Annotated in this window: 15 protein-coding genes and 1 other RNA gene; all 16 read right to left on the bottom strand. The window is 37.1% G+C overall.

Going from position 1 to position 16,708, the window contains the following annotated elements; translation table 11 throughout:
* Complete coding sequence (gene rimP / locus ACFIQC_RS03970; protein ID WP_375630010.1) at positions 1–651, bottom strand: ribosome maturation factor RimP; 651 nt, start codon at positions 649–651, stop codon at positions 1–3.
* Between the two features lie 127 nt (positions 652–778).
* Entirely contained in the window at positions 779–1,480 is a 702-nt protein-coding gene (locus ACFIQC_RS03965; RefSeq protein ID WP_375611812.1) for a tRNA (guanine(46)-N(7))-methyltransferase TrmB, read from the bottom strand.
* Positions 1,477–2,745, bottom strand: coding sequence for a methionine adenosyltransferase (gene metK, locus ACFIQC_RS03960; RefSeq protein WP_375613312.1), 1,269 nt, complete (start codon positions 2,743–2,745; stop codon positions 1,477–1,479). The genes ACFIQC_RS03965 and metK overlap by 4 nt, the downstream gene beginning before the upstream one ends.
* A gap of 130 nt (positions 2,746–2,875) precedes the next feature.
* A complete protein-coding gene (locus tag ACFIQC_RS03955) occupies positions 2,876–3,289 on the bottom strand; it encodes a helix-turn-helix domain-containing protein (RefSeq protein WP_375611810.1) in 414 nt (137 codons plus the stop codon).
* Positions 3,290–3,437: 148 nt separating this feature from the next.
* The gene (gene lnt, locus ACFIQC_RS03950) at positions 3,438–5,072 is read right to left on the bottom strand and encodes an apolipoprotein N-acyltransferase (protein WP_375706771.1); all 1,635 of its coding nucleotides are present in this window, start codon (positions 5,070–5,072) and stop codon (positions 3,438–3,440) included.
* On the bottom strand, positions 5,035–6,060 hold the full coding sequence (locus ACFIQC_RS03945; RefSeq protein ID WP_375706770.1) for a hemolysin family protein: 1,026 nt from the start codon (positions 6,058–6,060) through the stop codon (positions 5,035–5,037). The genes lnt and ACFIQC_RS03945 overlap by 38 nt, the downstream gene beginning before the upstream one ends.
* Before the next feature lie 109 nt (positions 6,061–6,169).
* Positions 6,170–6,637 (bottom strand): rRNA maturation RNase YbeY, encoded by a 468-nt coding sequence (ybeY, locus tag ACFIQC_RS03940; protein WP_375621197.1) that lies wholly within the window; start codon positions 6,635–6,637, stop codon positions 6,170–6,172.
* Positions 6,634–7,758 (bottom strand): PhoH family protein, encoded by a 1,125-nt coding sequence (locus ACFIQC_RS03935; RefSeq protein ID WP_375706786.1) that lies wholly within the window; start codon positions 7,756–7,758, stop codon positions 6,634–6,636. The genes ybeY and ACFIQC_RS03935 overlap by 4 nt, the downstream gene beginning before the upstream one ends.
* A 159-nt stretch (positions 7,759–7,917) precedes the next feature.
* Entirely contained in the window at positions 7,918–9,294 is a 1,377-nt protein-coding gene (gene miaB / locus ACFIQC_RS03930; RefSeq protein WP_375706769.1) for a tRNA (N6-isopentenyl adenosine(37)-C2)-methylthiotransferase MiaB, read from the bottom strand.
* A gap of 31 nt (positions 9,295–9,325) precedes the next feature.
* A complete protein-coding gene (gene rimI, locus ACFIQC_RS03925) occupies positions 9,326–9,817 on the bottom strand; it encodes a ribosomal protein S18-alanine N-acetyltransferase (RefSeq protein ID WP_375706768.1) in 492 nt (163 codons plus the stop codon).
* On the bottom strand, positions 9,817–10,503 hold the full coding sequence (gene tsaB, locus ACFIQC_RS03920; RefSeq protein ID WP_375621199.1) for a tRNA (adenosine(37)-N6)-threonylcarbamoyltransferase complex dimerization subunit type 1 TsaB: 687 nt from the start codon (positions 10,501–10,503) through the stop codon (positions 9,817–9,819). The genes rimI and tsaB overlap by 1 nt, the downstream gene beginning before the upstream one ends.
* Positions 10,504–11,238: 735 nt before the next feature.
* A complete protein-coding gene (locus tag ACFIQC_RS03915) occupies positions 11,239–12,267 on the bottom strand; it encodes a YeiH family protein (protein WP_375621200.1) in 1,029 nt (342 codons plus the stop codon).
* 69 nt (positions 12,268–12,336) lie between these two features.
* Positions 12,337–12,942 carry a recombination mediator RecR gene (gene recR / locus ACFIQC_RS03910; RefSeq protein WP_375639473.1) on the bottom strand — a complete coding sequence of 202 codons (606 nt, stop codon included), beginning with the start codon at positions 12,940–12,942 and terminating at the stop codon, positions 12,337–12,339.
* A 30-nt stretch (positions 12,943–12,972) separates the two neighbouring features.
* Positions 12,973–13,296, bottom strand: coding sequence for a YbaB/EbfC family nucleoid-associated protein (locus ACFIQC_RS03905; protein WP_375621202.1), 324 nt, complete (start codon positions 13,294–13,296; stop codon positions 12,973–12,975).
* A 14-nt stretch (positions 13,297–13,310) separates the two neighbouring features.
* Positions 13,311–15,251, bottom strand: a complete 1,941-nt coding sequence (locus ACFIQC_RS03900) for a DNA polymerase III subunit gamma/tau (protein ID WP_375621203.1) — start codon at positions 15,249–15,251, stop codon at positions 13,311–13,313.
* A gap of 223 nt (positions 15,252–15,474) precedes the next feature.
* An RNA gene (ffs, locus tag ACFIQC_RS03895) (signal recognition particle sRNA small type) lies at positions 15,475–15,572 on the bottom strand.
* Positions 15,573–16,708: the final 1,136 nt, after the last annotated feature.

Below are 16,708 nucleotides of genomic sequence, written 5' to 3'. Positions count from 1 at the left end.
TTATTTTTTGAAATTGAGCGTCTGTATAGAGTCGTTAGCGTTCTCTTCGGCAATGAATTGTTGACTTAAATCTTTATTTTGTTTCAATGCATCGCGAATAAGCTCATCGGTAAGCACTAAATGCGCATTTATGATATCACAAAAGGAAATAGGGGTATACATGGCTTCTCCATAAGCAGCTTTATCAGTGTTTAAAATAAATCCATCTTGCGTGATATTTGTAAGTGTCCCACGAAATTTTCGGCGCCCATCAATTGTTATTTTGGTTTCAATTTTTGCAAGATGCCCTTGCCAATGAAAAAAATCAGATTTTCTTACCAATGGACGATCAATTCCAGGTGATGAGATTTCTAAATGATATTTGCGTTCAATAACATTTTGTACATCAAGGAGGGGAGAAACTGTTCGACTAACAGTTTCACAATCTTCTATGGTCATAGAACCATCGGCACGCTCAACCATAATTTGAAGTGTTAAACCATTTTGACCAAGAAGTTTCACACGAACCAAACGAAAACCTAAAGGTTTAAGTAGTGGTATGACAAGAGCAGCAACCTGTGCTTCGATACCATCTTCTTCAAATAGGCGCGGTTCGTCAAGATTGCTTATTTTTTCAGCTTCGTTCATACATTTTATCCAAGTTAGTTTCATCAGTTTTATGATATTAAAAAAGAGCGGGTCCAACGGCCCACTCTTCATCATAAGACCAAGAATTTAACTATTGATACTCTTAAATTCAAAATTTTTCAAGTTGTTTATGAGAAAAGCGCTTGATCATTTATTTCTTGATAAAGGTAAGATAGGCAGGCGTTCGTCCTTCGCGTAAAGCTTTTGCTTCATAGCGGGTTCCGCTCCATAGTGGATAAGGGAGTTTCCAGTCTTGAGGGCTTTCTGCTTTCCATTCAAAGTGATCATGTTGTGCACAATGGTACAAAGTCCAGTTTACATAACTGTCTATATCGCTAGCAAAGCGCAAAAATTTCCCTATTTTAAGAACACGAGCAAAACGGTTAAGATTTTTTATGTTGATGAAGCGTCGTTTCCAGTGTTTCTTTTTCGGCCAAGGATCAGGATAGAAGAGGTCTATTCCATCAAGCGAGTTATCAGGGAGCCAATCAAGAAGGCGTGTAGCATCATCATTATAGAGGCGAAGACGATTTTGATGGTTTTGATGCTGTTCAAGAGACGATAATATTTTTGCCATGCCATTGATAAAGGGCTCGACGCCGATAAAACCGGTTTTTGGAAAATATTCCATTTCATGAAGTAAATGTTCACCTCCACCAAAACCGATTTCAAGTCGAATTTCTCTTACTTTGCTTGAAAATAAGGATGTAAGGTTTAAGGGAGGAGGGACATTTAAATCAATATTCAAACTGGGGAGAAGCATTTGTATACGTGTAAGCTGACTGTCTCGAAGTTGTTTTCCTTGTCGGCGTCCAAAAAATGCTTCACTCTTACGTATATTATGTTTAATCATGGGATTTGGATCATTGTTTGAAGCGTTTTCACGAGATCAGTTTTTTCCCATGAAAACGAACCATCGTGTTTTGGTTTACGACCAAAGTGACCATAGGCAGCTGTTTTCGCATAAATAGGTTTATTGAGGTCAAGATGTTTTCGAATGCCGGTAGGTGAAAGGTCCATTATTTTGCGGATGGCTTCTTCAATAACCTTTTCATCGACTTTTCCTGTTCCATGAAGATTAAGATAAATAGATAAAGGTTGTGCAATACCAATTGCATAGGAGAGTTGAATGGTGCATCTTTCTGCTAAATGAGCAGCAACAATATTCTTAGCCAGATAGCGTGCCGCATAGGCAGCAGAACGATCAACTTTTGTTGTATCTTTTCCTGAAAAAGCACCGCCTCCATGGGGTGCTGCACCTCCATAAGTATCCACAATAATTTTGCGTCCCGTTAATCCGGCATCGCTTTGAGGGCCTCCAATGACAAATTTTCCTGTTGGGTTAATATACCAACTGCATTGAGCTGCAATGGGAATGTCATGTAAAGCTTGGCGAATGTAAGGCTCAACCACTGTACGTACTTTATTCGAATCCCAGCTTTCATCAAGATGCTGCGTTGAAAGAACAATGGATGTGACCTCTATTGGTTTTCCATTTTTATAACGTATGGTTATTTGGCTTTTAGCATCTGGTCCTAATTTTCCAGTTTCTCCCTCTCCTTTATGACGAGCTGCGGCAAGAAGTTTGAGAATTTTATGCGCATAATAAATTGGCGCAGGCATGAGATCAGGTGTTTCACGGCAAGCATATCCAAACATGATACCTTGATCACCCGCTCCTTCTTCACCATGCCGATCCGTAGCATTATCAACCCCTCTTGCTATATCAGCTGATTGTGGGCGCAAAAGAACATCAATTTTAACAGTTTTCCAATGGAAGCCTGCTTGTTCATAGCCAATGGTACGAATAGCACGGCGCGCTGCTGTACGAAAACGTGTAGGATTAATGAGTGGAAAGCTAGTTTCATCATAGATGAATTCTTTATTTTTATCTTTTTTTAATAGCGTATCGGGAACACGTACTTCACCAGCGATAACAACACGGTTGACACTGACGAGAGTTTCACAGGCAACGCGTACTAACCATGGATCAGTGCCAGTCTTTTCAGCTTCTTTATAGATCATATCAACGATTTCATCGGAAATACGATCACAAATTTTATCAGGATGTCCTTCCGATACCGATTCGCTCGTAAAAAGATAATCTTGATGCGGCATAGGAACTCCTTCAAAAAAGAAAACCAACGATTTAATCAATTGCTTACTAAAGCCGTCACCATTTGCTAATTCTACAGCAAATAGTCAATGCAAATGTATATGAATAAAAGAGAAAAGATATAATTTTAATTTATAACTTATTTGTCAAATCTTCCTCAGAAAGTGCTTTTGCCAAGTCAATAATTTTTCGACGCACTTTAGCATCAGATATATTTGTAAAAGCGCGCATGAGCTGAATCCCTTCGCTGCTAGAACAAAAGTCTATAAAATTGTGTTCACTTTCAGCAAAACCCTCTACTTGTTGGGAGGTAATACCTTTATCAAAAAAGTAAGAAACAGGAACATCCATAATTTCCGCTATCGCTTGAAGACGGCTGGCACCAATACGGTTTGTTCCTTTTTCATATTTTTGGATTTGCTGAAAAGTAATTCCTAATTTTTCACCTAGTTTCTCTTGAGTGAGTCCTAAAATATTACGACGTAAACGGATACGAGTTCCAACATAGATATCTATAGGGTCAGGTTTTTTTCTAGTTTCGGTCATAATGCAACTCTTTATTTCCAGCATTTTTCTTCTAAACCAACATCATATTTATGCGCAGTTGATTTATCATATAATTAAAACAATATGTAATATTTTTTCCCAATATCACTGGTACACGCAACACAATACCGTACAAAGGGCACTTGAATCATTTAAGCTGTTTTGTAAAACCAAAACCAATACGACACAATAGCATAAGGATGAATAAGATAAAAGTAGAGAAAGTTCTGTATTCATTGCTTCCTATAGGGGTAATGGATGATGGAACTTGTGAATCAATAATGCCCACAGCATTTTGTCGAAGAGCTACAACGATTCGTCCATAAGAATCAATAACAGCTGATATGCCATTATTGGCGGCCCGTATGAGGGGGATTCCCAGTTCAACGGCACGAAGCTGTGCTTGTTGAAGATGTTGATAGGGTCCAGGTGTTACACCAAACCATGCATCATTTGTAATATTAATAATTGCTTGAGGCGGGGAGCCTTTGAAAGTCATTTCATGGGGAAATATTGCTTCATAACAAATCAAGGGTAGATAAGAAAATCCGTTTGGCATTGTAACAATTTTGCGCACACTTGCAGCACTATATCCACCAATATTATCAGCAAGGGTACGCAATCCAATTTTTTTCAATAAACTCTGATAAGGAAGATACTCACCAAAAGGAACCAAATGAAGTTTATCGGAAGTATTTAAAATATTACCTTGAGCATTAATGACTGCAATTGTATTAAAATATTGTGTTTGGGAATGAGGTAGATCATTGCTGGCGCGTATTGCTCCAACAATAGCCCATTGTTTAGGTTTTAAAAGAGAGGCAATGCGCATTGTGATAGATGAATTATCATAGAGAAGGTAAGGAACGGAAGCTTCAGGCCATACGATAAAATCGGGTTCTGAATTTTGATCGGTTGTTGGCGTTGCACTTAGCTTCATATGTGCTTCCAACATAGATTCTCGTGTATTATCACGCAATTTTATATTTTGTTGGATGGACGGTTGAACAATGCGCACCCAATAAGCACTTTTTTGATCTTCAGTTGTGTTTTCTATAGTATGAAGACGATAAAACCCAAAACCACAGTGAATGAATATAAGTGATAAGCAAAGAGAAAGTGCCACTTTCTTTTTTTCATCCGTTAATAAAACAGTTGGCAAACTGTAGGCTAAGACAGCAAGAATATTCATTCCGTAAAGTCCTACGATTGCATCAGATTGCATGAACATTGGGGTTGGCATGGCTGTATAGCCAAGAGAATTCCATGGAAATCCTGTGAATAAAAACGCACGCAACCACTCGGATAATCCTAATGCAAAGGCTAAAACAAAAAAGCGTGCTATTCCTTTTGTCCATAATAAACCGACAATGAAACCAGAAAAAAACCAATAAAGAGAAAGGTAGAGTGGAGGGAATAAAATGGCTAATGGGACTGCCCAACCAAAAGAATCTGGATCTGTTAACAAAGCATTGCATAGCCACCAAAGGCCGCAAATAAAATAACTAAAACCAAAGGTTCCACAGCTTAAAGCGTAAGTAAAAAAATGTTTTTTATTGTTTTTGGTGGCCCGTATTGAGTCAAGTAAAACAATAAAGAGAGGGAAAGTTAAAAAGCAAAGAGGTGTCAAATAAAAGGGTGGAAGTGCAAAAGAAGTAAGAGCACCACACAGAAATATCCATGCTTGGCGCTTCCAGCCTGTAACAGAGAACAAAAAAACGATGAAATTGTTAAAAAACGCTGGACTATTCTTTAGGGATGGCATTGTTTTCAAGATTTTCATTTTTGGGAATGCGAAAAATGCGCAACCGTTTGATCCGGCGTTTATCAGCTTCTAAAATACGAAATCTATAGCCAGGTACAGCTTCGACAATTTCACCTTTGGCAGGAATGCGATCAAGAATGGAGACGATCAAACCACCAATAGTATCAACTTCATCACCATATTCTCCTACGATAAAATCAGGACCAAGAGCTTTCTCCACATCTTCTAGTTCAGTTCTTGCATCAACGAGCCATTTATTATTTGGTTCACGTACGATAGCATTTTCGACATTATCATGTTCATCTTCGATATCTCCAACGACTAACTCAACAATATCTTCCATTGAAACGAGACCATCTGTTCCTCCATGTTCATCAATAACTAAAGCCATTTGAGTTCGTGTAGTTTGCATCCGTGTTAATAATTTGCTTGCAAGCATAGAACTGGGAACAAAGAGAACTGTTCGGATCAAATCCAATTCACCGATTGGAGTATGCAAGTCTGTATGGTTTAATTGAAGCAAATCGGATTTTTGTTCGGTTTTTGTTGGGTTGATAATAAAGCGAGTGATGTAATTAAGAATATCGCGGATATGGATCATGCCGCGCGGATCATCTAAAGTTTCAGCATAAACGGGGATACGAGAATGACCAATTTTTGCAAAACATTTAAGGGTTTCTCCAAGAGAGGTGTTTATTTCTAATGCTTCGATTTCAGAACGAGGTATCATAACATCATCCACGCGTGCTTCACGTAAGCGTAAAATGTTATGCAGCATAGTACGTTCTTCAGGTGAGAAGAGGGCGGTATCTTTTTCATTGTTAGTCGTGAGTGCAACGGTAAGATCATCGCGCAGTGACGTAGATGCACAATTTCGACCCCGTAAGAATGAAAACAAATGATTCATCAGGGAATATTTTTCTGTGTGATTCGTCTGCTGAGAGGGGTCTTTTTCATTATTAGAAGATGCTTGATTATTATTTTGTGCATTTATTTTGTTTGCCATGGTTTTGAAATCTTTTAGACTTTCTTTTTTATAATAGATAAATAAGAGGCTTTAAATGGTATGCTGGTAATATTGATTTTAAAAGTTAAATTTTATCATTGATAGACAATTATGCGTAAGGATCTTTTATGGAAAGCTTTTGAAGAATTTCTCTTTCGAGCTTTTCCATTTTATATGCTTCATCATCAGTTTCATGGTCATAACCAAGCAGATGCAAGATACCATGAACAATCATATGTATTAAATGGTCTTGAAATGTTTTTCCTTCTTTCTCTGCTTCGAAAACAACAGTTTCTCGGGCAATAATAATATCACCGAGCATGGGACCAGGTCGATTTCCAGCTTTAAGTGGAAAAGCAGGAAAGGATAATACATTAGTAGATTTGTTTTTGTTGCGCCATTGTGCATTGATTTGTGCCATATGTTCATCATCCGTAAAAAGCAGGCTAATCTCGCTTACAACATTTTCCAATGAAACATGATACATAGTTGCCATTAATGCTTTTTCAGTGATATTATAAAGCATTTTCTCATCATTCCACCCTGCGCTTTTAATCATTATATCAATAATAATCATGATGAATCAAATTCATTTTTTAATGCATCGCATGCGAATGATTTTTTTTTATTTTGTATTTCGGAATCACGATCATAAGCACGAACGATAGCAGCAACAAGTGGGTGGCGTACAACATCTTTTTCATCAAAATGCACAATTGCAATATTTTCTACATTTGAAAGAATGCGAATTGCTTCAATGAGACCTGATTTTTGCCCTGTAGGCAAATCAATTTGGCTTACGTCACCGGTAACAATCATACGTGTTCCTTCTCCAAGACGTGTGAGGAACATTTTCATTTGCATGGGCGTAGTATTTTGTGCCTCATCAAGAATAACAGCAGCATGGGCAAGTGTTCGTCCGCGCATAAAGGCGAGAGGAGCAATTTCTATGACACCAGAGGCTAAAATGCGTTCTATTTTTTCAGCGGGCATCATATCATAAAGAGCATCATAAAGTGGTCGTAAATATGGGTCGACTTTTTCTTTGAGATCACCGGGAAGAAAACCAAGATGTTCTCCAGCTTCAACAGCTGGACGTGAGAGAATAATTCGCTCAATGATACCACGTTCTAGAAGCATTGCAGCATGAGCAACAGCAAGATACGTTTTTCCTGTTCCTGCTGGTCCTACACCAAACACAAGTTCAGTATGCTCCATAGCACTTATGTAAGCGTCTTGTGTTGGAGTTCTTGCATGAATTATTTTTTTATGGGTACTCAACCGAGCTGCTATACGTTTCGTTGCAGATTTGTGTGTTATTGTGTCTTCTTCCTGCTTCTTTGGTATATTTGCCATAGCAATCGCTCCTTTTATATCTGATAAAGTGAGCTCTTGATGTGTTTTGGCACGTTCATAAAGCTGCTGCAATGCATATTGCGCACGTTTTATAACAGAAATATTTCCACGGATTAAGACTTCATTACCACGCGGATGAATACTAAGTTCGAGTTTTTTTTCGATATAAGCGAGATTTTCGTCAAATTTACCAAAAACTGCTTTTGCATATTTATTATTTTCGAAAATCAAAACAACTTGGCTCACATCTGAAGCGCTTGTTTGTTTCAAGGTATCAGCCTTTTCAAGGGACATATTTACTTTTTCTTTAATACGCTTTATTTTTTCGGTTGAAGCTTTCAGCCTATTCTCCATATCTACATAAATATTGCACATTTTGTTAAGTAAACTTTATAAAAGACAATTTTTACAAAAAGCGCACGCTTTAGATGTAATCATTTGCTTTTAAAATAAAAGAGTTTTCCAAAATATTTATTTTTGAACAAGGTATTAGAGGCATGTTTATCTATTTGTCACTTCACCAACAAAACTGTTTGAGCTTGCATTTTTAATATGAATTTCTATCACGCTACCTGTAGAGGCTTCTGTATCGACAACAACAGGTAAAAGCCAAGGGGAACGCCCTACCATTTGCCCTGAGTGACGTCCAGGTTTTTCGATGAGAACGTTCGTTTTTTGATCAACTTTAGAACGCAAAAACGCATTTTGTTGCTCAAGGAGAAGGGCTTGCAAATGTTGAAGTCGGGCATCTTTTACAGATTCATCAACATGATTTTTCATTGTGGCTCCCACTGTTCCAGGACGGGGGGAATATTTAAAAGAATAAGCTGAACTGTACTGTACTTGTTGAATAAGTTTAATGGTTTCTTCAAAGTCTTCATCTGTTTCTCCTGGAAACCCTACAATAAAATCGCCTGAAAAGGCGATATCTGGCCGTGCGGTTCGAATTTTTTCGATAAGATGAAGATAATGAGAGCTTTTGTGTTGTCGGTTCATGGCTTTTAAGATGCGATCTGAACCTGATTGAACAGGAAGATGGAGGTAAGGCATTAACATATCAAGATCTCGATGCGCGGCAATAAGGCTATCATCCATATCACGTGGGTGGCTGGTTGTGTAACGCAAACGCTTTAAACCATCGAGTTTTGCGAGATGATAAAGAAGATCGCCAAGACGCCAAGTTTTGCCATCAGCACTTTGTCCATGCCAACCATTGACATTTTGTCCAAGCAGCGTAATTTCTTTGACACCCGCTTCGATGAGTTGAAGGGCTTCCTCGGTAATTTGCTCGACAGACCGTGATATTTCAGCACCGCGTGTGTAAGGAACAACACAAAAAGTGCAAAATTTATCGCAACCTTCCTGTACTGTTAAAAATGCGCTAACACCTCGTTTTCTTACTGCATGTTTATTATGGGGCGGCAAATGAGCAAATTTATCTTCAACAGCATAGTCTGTTTCGATAATTTTTTTCCCTTGTTTGGCTTTTTCTAACAATTCTGGCAAGCGATGATACATTTGCGGACCAATAACAAGATCCACTGTTGGAGCACGGCGCAAGATTTCACTTCCCTCAGCTTGTGCAACACAACCTGTTACACCAACCATCAGGGGTTTATCAGGTGTGCGCTCTTGACGCATAACGCGCAAACGACCAAGATCAGAATAAAGTTTTTCTGCTGCTTTTTCACGAATATGACAGGTATTAACAAGAATAAGATCGGCATCATTGGGAATTTGTGTTGTCACATAGCCTTGCGAACTGAGGCTATCAGTCATCCGTTGGCTATCATAAACGTTCATTTGACATCCATAGGTTTTGATAAAAACCTTTTTAGGAGCAACAGGAGGCGTATTTTTAGGATTTACTTTATTCATAGCGCATGTGTAAATGTTTTTTACACAAATCTCAATCTATTTGCTTAAAAGTTTTTTGCATGATAATTGCATCACCACAACCATTTTTTGACGCGTAGTAGGCAAGACGTTCAGAAATTTTTTGAAATTCAAAGCGTTGATAAAGGTTCAAAGCAGAAAGATTTGTGGCTTCTACTTCCAAGAATAATTTTATGGCGCCCTTGTCGTGAAGATGGTGAACTGTACGATCGATAAGAAAGGTACCAATTCCTTTTTGACGATAATGAGGATGAACAGCAATTGTGATGATTTCTGCTTCATCAAGGATGAGACGGCATAGGCAAAAGCCTAAAATTTGATCAGAGTGATCAATGAGAAAAGCTTTGTATCCGAAGATAGAGTGATCTGTTAAGAAATTATCAAAAGCTTGTTTTTCCCAAGAAGGGGTAAAACAATGCTGATGAATTTGATGAAGAGAAGCACTATCATTAACTTGTAGCGGAGCAATTCCAAAATTCTTTTTTGTCAATGAAAATTTGGGCATTATTTTTTTTGTGGTAAAGCAAAATTGGTTTGTTGTTTTGCATCAGCGCTGCGTAGATAGAGTGGGCGAGGTGAATTTTTTGATTGTTTGTTTGCAGCAAGATAAGCATAGTTTACAATATCGGCCGCTTCGCAGGGGATTTTTTCTAGGACAATTTTTTCGTATATTTTATGGTTTTTAATATGCTCCACAACGACATCAGCAGCTGGGCCAGTCAGTCGGGTTTTTTTGGGCAAATCTTCGAGGATATTTTCAATTGTTTTTAATCCCGGCTCTCCCAAAGGTGTGAGATCATTATGAAAATTTTGATGGTAGAACATCCCTCTCCCTGCTTCAATGACAACAGTAATTGCCGATGCTGTACTTTTATTGTTTATGACTTGTGCTGCTAACGCTTCAAGAGCACTCACTCCAACAGCAGGTATTTCAAGTGCTAATGCCAAAGCGCGCGCTGTTGCAACACCGACACGTACACCAGTAAATGATCCAGGTCCAATATTGACAGCAATACGCTCAACTTGATCAAGCGTCATATTGGCTTGTTTCATTATTTGTGTAATCTGCCCAATAAGTTTTTCAGCATGTCCTTTGTTCATGCGCTCATTGATACGCGCAATAACAGATTTATGACGAATAAGCGCAACAGCACAATAAATTGAAGCAGTATCTATAGCAAGGATAAGCATAAAAATATTTTAGTTGAATAAAACGATAAATAAAAGTCCTGCTGTATTTTTAATCTTTTCATTATCGTATATTTCATTTGTAAGAAAGTTACTAGTGCCAATAAGCAACAATATCTTTTTATGGGATAGAACGAGATGTTGATTTAATCCTTATTTTTATCACTTTTTGAATGAGTACCTTGAGTATTGTAAGATTCTCTTATTTTAAGTCTACTTATGGTGAAACAATTAAAGTTATTAGCTTGTATATTACAAGCGGAGTTAGCGTATGAATCAAAACTGTTGAAGAAAAGAATAAAAACTCCTTTCACGAATCGTTTAAATGTAAGGATTGTCACAACTTTTAAGCTATCAAATAGTACGATGATGCCACTTGTATTACATAGTAAGTAAAAGTAATTTAAAAGAGGAAAAGTTATGACCCCACATTTTTTCCAAATAAAAATATATTTTATCCGTCTTTATATAAAAACCTCAGCGTAATGAGAGCAGATGAAAGAAATGGCATTGTTTTGCATGAGTTACGTATTTCGATACTACCCCGTTGCAAATCATTATGGACTGAAAAGCAAATTTAACAGTTTTCACTTAAATATCAGCTCTTTCAATTTTTTGTATAGAATAATGAGCAGTATTTTAGAATTTTTTCTGGTTTATGAAAGAACTGATTTTAATAATAAGGAGGACTTTGGGTTGATTGCATACTACGTTGAAAAAATAATAATCAATGTACATTTAAAATGTTATATGATTTAAATCATTCAATTGTATCATGATAAGGCTACAAATACCGAGAATAATTATGGAGCAGGTTGAAGCCAAAATGACGCGCCATCCTGCTTTTTTTAGTGATCGGATATCAACACCTAATCCTAGTGCAGCCATTGAGATAACAGTAAACAATTGGGCAATAAATTTGATGGGATTGATAGCCTTTTCAGGGATAAGACCACTTGAGCGAACAAGCATCATGATAATAAAGCCAATGATAAACCATGGGACGAGGGTATGTAAACGCAAGCGTGTTTGTGCTGATCGGCGATAAATGATTGATAGAGTAAAAATAACAGGGCCTAACATGAGAACCCGTACTAATTTGACAATTGTTGCAATTTGAACACTTAGAAAAGAGACAGATGCTGTTGCTGCTAAAACCTGTGGTACAGCATACACAACCATGCCAGCAAGCACACCATATTGGCTAAATGACAAATTCAGAGATGGATGTAAAAAGGGTAAAAATAAAATAATAAGAATTCCTAAAAGAGCAGTGAAGGCAATTGACGCGGCTACATCGTCATGTTTTGCTTTTATGACAGGTGCAACGGCAACAATAGCTGAATTGCCACAAATAGCATTCCCACAAGCGACCAGCATTGCCAAATGTGTAGAAAGCCCGAAAAGTCGGCCGATGGCAAAGCTCAGGATAATCGTTACGAATATCACGAATATGATACTAGCAAGCAAATTCCAGCCAGCTGAAAGGACTGCGTTAATGCTAATGCTTGCTCCTAGAAGAACGATAGCAATTTCGAGAAGTGTTTTTGCACAAAAGGTGATACCTTTTTGAAAATATGTTGGCAAAGGAAAACAACTACGGATAATCGATCCTAAAAGAATTGCCAAAACAAGGCTTTCAAGCCATGCTTGTCCAAAAAGCTGTTTTTCTACGACTTCTAAGCCATAAGCTAAGGCTGATATGAGTAAACATACTAGAATACCAGGACCAAAGTCGTTTAAAAGTGAGAGTTTTTTCTTTATCACTTGGATATTTTCCCCATAAAAAGAAATGATAGTAAATAAAACGAGATAACAAGTAAGAGAAAGAAATTTTTAAAGATTTGTTCTTGCTTGTACAGCTGCTGCTAAAGTTCCGTCATCAAGATAATCAAGCTCGCCTCCTACAGGGACACCATGAGCAAGTCGCGTAATTTTAACTGGAAAATTAGAAAGCTGATCAGTGATATAGTGAGCAGTTGTTTGACCTTCGACAGTCGCATTTACAGCAAGAATAATCTCCGTAATAGGGTTTTGTACAACACGCTGTATTAAGGTGGCAATGTTGAGTTCGTCAGGACCTATTCCATCTAAGGGGGAGAGTCGTCCACCCAACACATGGTAACGTGCGGCTAAAGTTTTTGCGCGTTCAAGAGCCCACAGATCAGCAATATCCTCAACAACGATGATTGTTGTATCATCGCGGCGCAAATCTGTACAAATTGAACAAGGATCAATGGTATCGACATTTCCACAAACAGAACAAATGCCGACTTTTTCTATAGCTAATTGTATAGCTGCTCCTAAAGGTTCTAGCAATGTCTCTTTTTTTTTGATAAGATGAAGCGCAGCACGACGCGCTGAACGTGGACCAAGACCTGGTAACCGTGATAAAATCTGAATGAGACGTTCAATCTCAGGTCCTGCAATGTATTTAGACATATTTTTGTCCCACGGGAAAAATCCGTTTCATTAAAATGGAAGCTTGAAACCTGATGGGAGTGGTAGCCCTGCCGTCATACTTTTGGTTTTTTCTTCTATTGCGACTTCGATTTTTGTTCTTGCTTCATTATAAGCTGCCATAATGAGATCTTCAAGAATTTCAGCTTCCTCAGGTTTGAGTAATGAAGGATCAATTTGAATTGCTGTTATAATATTTTTGCCATTTAAAGTGATATGGACGAGACCACCCCCTGCAGTGCCCACAGCTTGCAGATTAGCTATTTCTTCTTGAATCTTCTGCATTTTTTCTTGCATTTCTTTGGCTTTTTTCATCATGCTCATCATTTCACGCATAGGAATAGGTATCCTTATTCATCATTGATATCATTTTTATTTTTAAAAATATCAGCATTTTTAAAGGTATTGGGGAGTAAATCAAGATCATTTTCTTCTTTATTAAGTCGAATATCGACAATTTTTGCTTCTGGGAAATGATTGAGGATTTTCGCGATATCAGGATCTGTTTCTGCATTGGAAAAAAGAGTCTTTTGAATCGCTATACTTTCCTCCTGTAAGGTTGGGCCACCTCCTTCATTAACAAAAGTTATTGTCCAGCGTTTTTCAGTCCATTGAGATATCTTTTTTTCTATATCATGAGCAAGAAATTGTGGGGTATTTTCAGAAAGTCTCAAGGTAATATGCCCAGCTTCAAAAGAAACAGGATGAACAAATTCTTTAACAAGGAGTTTGAAAGGAACGTCATTATGCTGTTCGGCTAATTGAACAATATCATGCAAAGAATTAATCACGAGAGTTTTAGGTTCAGTAATCTTTTCTGTTTTTTGCATGACAGAATACGATGAATTTGCAATCTTTTCAGAAAGATCAGTAGATTGAGAAGTTTCTAGAATTTCTGTTACTTCTTGAGCGCTGATTTTGTCATGGTTTTGATTTTTAACTAAATTTTCTAGTTGTAAGGAATGATCTAATTGGTTTTTCAAAGATGTTTTTAAATCTGATTGATCGGCTAATGTATTTGAAACGCTCGAGGAAGCATGGGCTCCGACCATTGTTTCTTTTGTTATATTATTTGCATTTGTAGATTCTTGATGAGAAGAGTTTTGAACCAGTGTGAGAGGCGTTTTTTCTTGCGTAAGCTTTTTTAAAGCCTCATCAAGAGTTGGTAAGTCAGCCGTGTGAGCAAGACGAATTAAAAGCATTTCAGCGGCTTGAAGAGGACGTGCAGTTTGATTAACTTCCTGTAAACCTTTGAGTAACATTTGCCAGTTTCGGGATAAAACAGGAACGGAAAGTTTTTTTGAAAAGTCTAAACTTCTTAAACGTTGTTCTTCAGTCAGAGAAAAATCTTCCACTATTTCCGGTGTAAAACGTAAACGTGTGACCAGATGATTAAAATCGGCTAGTTCTGTCAATATAGTAAGAGGATCAGCACCTGCTTCATACTGACTGCGTAATTCATGTAACGCATTGACAACATCGCCCCTCATGATAAATTCAAAAAGATCAATAATACGTGCTTGATCCGCTAATCCTAACATTGTACGCACCGCAATAGCATTAACATTGCCATTGCTATGGGCGATTGCTTGATCAAAAATGGATAATGCATCACGTGCAGATCCTTCTGCAGCACGGGCAATCATAGAGAGTGCTTGATCTTCTACTTCTACCTTTTCATATTTCGCAATTTGACGCAAATGTGCACTCAAAGCTTTTGAGTCAATACGTCGTAAATCAAAACGTTGGCAACGCGAAAGAATTGTAATAGGAACTTTGCGAATTTCTGTTGTGGCAAAAATAAATTTCACATGGGAAGGTGGTTCTTCAAGAGTTTTCAATAAACCATTAAAGGCTTGTGTTGAGAGCATATGTACTTCATCGATAATATAAACCTTATAGCGTGCAGAAACAGGACGATAGCGTATTTGTTCAATAATTTCACGAATATCATCAATGCCCGTATGAGAAGCGGCATCCATTTCTATAACATCAATATGGCGTCCTTCGATAATTTGTGTGCAATGTTCACCAAGAGAGTCCAATACAGTTGTTGGTTGGTCAATATCTTTTGTTTTATAATTAAGTGCACGTGCCAAAATACGTGCTGTTGTGGTTTTACCTACGCCACGAATCCCTGTTAACATCCACGCTTGTGCAATACGACCTTTTTCAAAGGCGTTGGTGAGAGTACGCACCATAGCTTCCTGACCAATGAGGTCAGAGAAGTTTTGGGGTCGATATTTACGAGCAAGAACACGATAGGCTGTTTCTACCGGTAAATTTTCCATGAGTATTTCCAACTTCGAAGTTCTTTATGCGTACATTTTGATAATACAAAAGCATAGATCAATACTGTAGTCTCATATAAAAGGATTTTTTCTTAATCAAATTATTTATGGGACAATTTGTTTAAAAATAACAAAACCCCTTTATTTACTGCATACAAATGCTGCTCTGAAGATTAAAAATACCTCGCTAAAAGACAGCATAAAAAATAATTTTTTCAGCAAAATAGGAGGTTGGAACGATGACCCGTACCAGAACTCGTTGGGGCTGCTTCTTTCCAGACCTGACCCAGTTGGCGAGTAGTTCGTCCACCACCAACCTCCCAAGCTCATATTGTCGATTTGGAATGAAAAATCAAGATCAGAAACGAAAAATATCCTAAGAACGACGAAGAATTTTCCTTTGCATTTAATTTATTGATATATAAACAACAAAGAGATTGTGGATTTACCAGTTTTTATAGCAGTAGCTCTGCATATTTATTTGGTATGAAAATATTTTTTCGCTTAAGATAGTCTGAATGTATAATTATCTCATTCGCTGAAACATGTAAGAGTTTTAGGATAGATACATCTGTTCTAAAACTACGAAATTGGATCATCAAAAATTTACAACAGTTAAAGAAGCAAATAAAGTATATAGATCATGTAATTGGCTAACATGCGAAAGTTAGGGGGAAGAGTGCTATTTAAATAATTATAAAATATTGCTTTAATGATGTTGCTCCTCTATACAAAACAGAACATCCCAAACAGAATACATTTAATGTTATACATTCACAGGTTTTTTAAAGAGCGATTGCTCAATACTCTTAACTATATTTCAAACGCCACTCATAAATAGTATACATGCTTCCCTTGAGTTATAAATCTATTGTTGCGCTACCCTCTTTATGCTTAATACAAAGTATAAATTTTAGCCCTCATACTACTTAACAACTCCCAATGTTGCGATCCCTTGCACTTGAGAGGCTTTATAAGAAGCATTTTTATTCCTTTTTTAATCGTTTTTACTCACACATCACTCCCATTTGTAACTTTCAAGGAAATGATTTTAATTGATTCAATATGAGATTTAAGATGGGAGGATCTTACTTTATTTGTGGTTGTAATTCAGTATAAAAAATCGAACTCTTATAATGATAAGTCAATATATTAAATATCTTATAAGAGAACCACCTCATTTCTATAGTGAATGAGAATATCAAATATGTAATATTTTTTCTTTTAACGTATATAAATACTGAGTAGATGTTATCGCTCTTTTTTTGCGTGCTTGTTCTTTTAATTAAAAAACATTGATGTTTATCACAAGATGGATCAATATATGAATTTTCATTATTTGAGAAAAAGGTTTCATATATTTTTAAGAGACTGTACTCATGCAAGAGAAGATGCAACATTAAACGCTATAGAAATAAGGGGGTACTGATTTTATAAGCATAAAAATGGTTCTTATT

The organism is Bartonella sp. AA126HLJHH (assembly GCF_042197425.1).
Lineage (GTDB): Bacteria > Pseudomonadota > Alphaproteobacteria > Rhizobiales > Rhizobiaceae > Bartonella.
The sequence above is the reverse complement of the archived record's forward strand: the minus strand, read 5'-3'. Positions and strand labels throughout refer to the sequence as shown.